The sequence below is a fragment of the Dietzia sp. DQ11-71 genome, assembly GCF_014144995.1.
In the GTDB taxonomy this organism is placed as follows: Bacteria; Actinomycetota; Actinomycetes; order Mycobacteriales; family Mycobacteriaceae; genus Dietzia; species Dietzia kunjamensis.
In genome coordinates this window covers 1-2150 of sequence record NZ_JAALDT010000167.1, presented here as the reverse complement: position 1 = coordinate 2150, position 2150 = coordinate 1, and the positions used below count along the sequence as shown (strand labels likewise).

Annotated in this window: 2 protein-coding genes and 1 riboswitch; of the genes, one reads left to right on the top strand and one right to left on the bottom strand. The window is 71.2% G+C overall.

Going from position 1 to position 2150, the window contains the following annotated elements:
* Window positions 1–132: 132 nt before the first annotated feature.
* Window positions 133–281: riboswitch (cyclic di-AMP (ydaO/yuaA leader) on the bottom strand.
* Between the two features lie 79 nt (window positions 282–360).
* Window positions 361–579: a hypothetical protein gene (locus G6023_RS06965; RefSeq protein ID WP_182634679.1), complete on the bottom strand. Its 219-nt coding sequence runs from the start codon at window positions 577–579 to the stop codon at window positions 361–363.
* A 154-nt stretch (window positions 580–733) separates the two neighbouring features.
* On the opposite strand from G6023_RS06965, the gene G6023_RS06960 reads away from it, so the two are divergent.
* A partial coding sequence (locus G6023_RS06960; protein WP_187700021.1) for a DEDD exonuclease domain-containing protein occupies window positions 734–2150 on the top strand: 1417 nt, incomplete at its 3' end.

The window sequence follows — 2150 nt, the reverse complement described above, 5'->3', positions numbered from 1 at the left end:
GGTGACGGGTGCGGCGGCGGCGGTTCCGGAACCGGCGACAGCGGCTCCGGCTGCGAGCAGGCCGGCGGCGGCGGCGACACGGCGGCCGGTCGAGCTGGTCTTGATGCTGTGGGCTCCCACGAAGACTGTTCCTCTTTCTTCCTGCGGCACCGACCGGGTTAGCTGACGGGTTCGGACACGGAAGTCTGTCCTACGCTTCAGACCTTTAGGCCCTCGTGCGATTCACCCCAGTGGATCTTGGTTCCCCGGTGCGCCCTTCGGCGCTTAGGTGTGACCCCGGCTCCCCGCCGGCAGGCGGGCGATGACTTCCGAGGTCTCGAAAAGGTTACGAAACCGTCTCGTCGAAGTCCAGTTCATCGCTCACGCGGCGACGTCAGCCCCCAGAATCTCGACCGTGGAGACCATTCCGACCTCGCGCAGGACGTCGATCGCCTCGCGGACCTCCGGGTCCAGAACATAGCCGCACGACTCCGGAGCAAGCTCGTCCACCTGCGGTTTTCCGGCGTCGAGAACGGCGATGATGCACCCGTCACATGCGGCGGGTCCTGCGGGACACCGCACGCAGTCCATCGTGAACATGATCTACCTCACACTTCGTCCTGGGCGTGTTGCCCGTTCGTTATCGAGCCGCGATCCGGGCCCGGGGTGGTCGTACTGCGGGGCACCCTAGGGACAAGGTCCGACAACCACGGCGGGGCCGGCCGTGTCGGAGGGCGGGGCTACCGTCTCCGGCATGCCCCGATCCCCCTCCCCCGTCTCGACCGGGGTGCAGGCAGCTTTCGACGATCTCGAGCCTCTGCTGTCCGACGTCACGTTCGTCGTGGTCGACCTGGAGACGACGGGCACCCGGACCGGAAGCGACGAGATCACCGAGATCGGCGCGGTACGCGTCCGAGGCGGCGAGGTGCAGGCGGAGCTGTCGACGTTCGTCTCGATCGACGGTGCCCTGCCCGGCCACATCAGCAGACTGACCGGGATAGCTCCGGACGACCTCGTCGGTGCCCCGAGTCTCGGCGAGGTGATGTCGACGTTTCTCGAATTCTCCCGCGGGGCCGTCCTCGTCGCCCACAACGCGCGGTTCGACCTGGGGTTCCTGCGGGCCGCCGCCGCGTCGACCGGGCACCCGTGGCCCGATCCCCCGTCGCTCTGCACCCTGGCTCTCGCGAGGCGGGTGCTGCACCGCGGGGAGACACGAGGCCACCGGTTGGGAGTCCTCGCCGCGCACCTGGGGGCCACCGTGGAGCCCAATCACCGGGCCCTGCAGGACGCCCGCGCCACGGTCGACGTGCTCCACGCACTGATCTCGCGGGTCGGCGACTGCGGGGTCTCGACCCTGTCGGAGTTACGGGCCTACGACGGTCGCCTCTCCCCGGAGGTGAGGCGGCGGGCCGCCATGACCGGGTCATTGACCGAGGGGCCCGGTGTCTACGTGTTCCGGGACGACGCCGGTGGCGCCCTGTACGTCGGCTCGTCCGGCGCGGTCCGCAGACGGGCCCGGTCCTACTACTCCGGCGGTGACACGCGCGGACGGATGCGCACCATGGTCGGGCTGGCCGACTCGATCGACTCGGTCGCGTGCGCCCACCTCCTCGAGGCGTGGACCGTCGAGGAACAGCTCATCGACTCGCTTCAACCCCCGTTCAACACCCGGTCGCGGAGCCCTCGCCGCGGCTGGTGGCTCACGCCCCCCACCGGCCGCGCCACCCGCCCGAAGGTCGTGCGAACCCCGGACGACCCCGCCGCCATCGGGCCCTTCCGGCGCGCCGAGGACGCCCGGGCCGCCTGGGAGGACCTCCTCGGCGTGTTCGGCACCGCCCCGGGATCCGATCGCTGGGCGGCGCTGGCGGAGGGACGGGACTCCGGTCCCCTGCGGGATCTGGTCGACCGCGTGGAGGTACTCGCGGCCGAGGGCGCGTTCGAACGCGCGGCCAGGCTCCGCGACAGGACCGCAGCCCTCGTGCGGGTCCTCTCCCGACGGCAGGAACTCGCCGCAACGGCATCGCTGCCCGAGATCGTTCTCGCACAGCCGGCGCCGCGCCGGACGTGGGCGGTCGCGGTGGTGCGCCACGGTCGACTCGCCGGATCCGGGGTCGTCCCGCCGGGAGCGGCACCGATGCCGGTCATCGACGGACTCCGGGCCGCCGCGACCA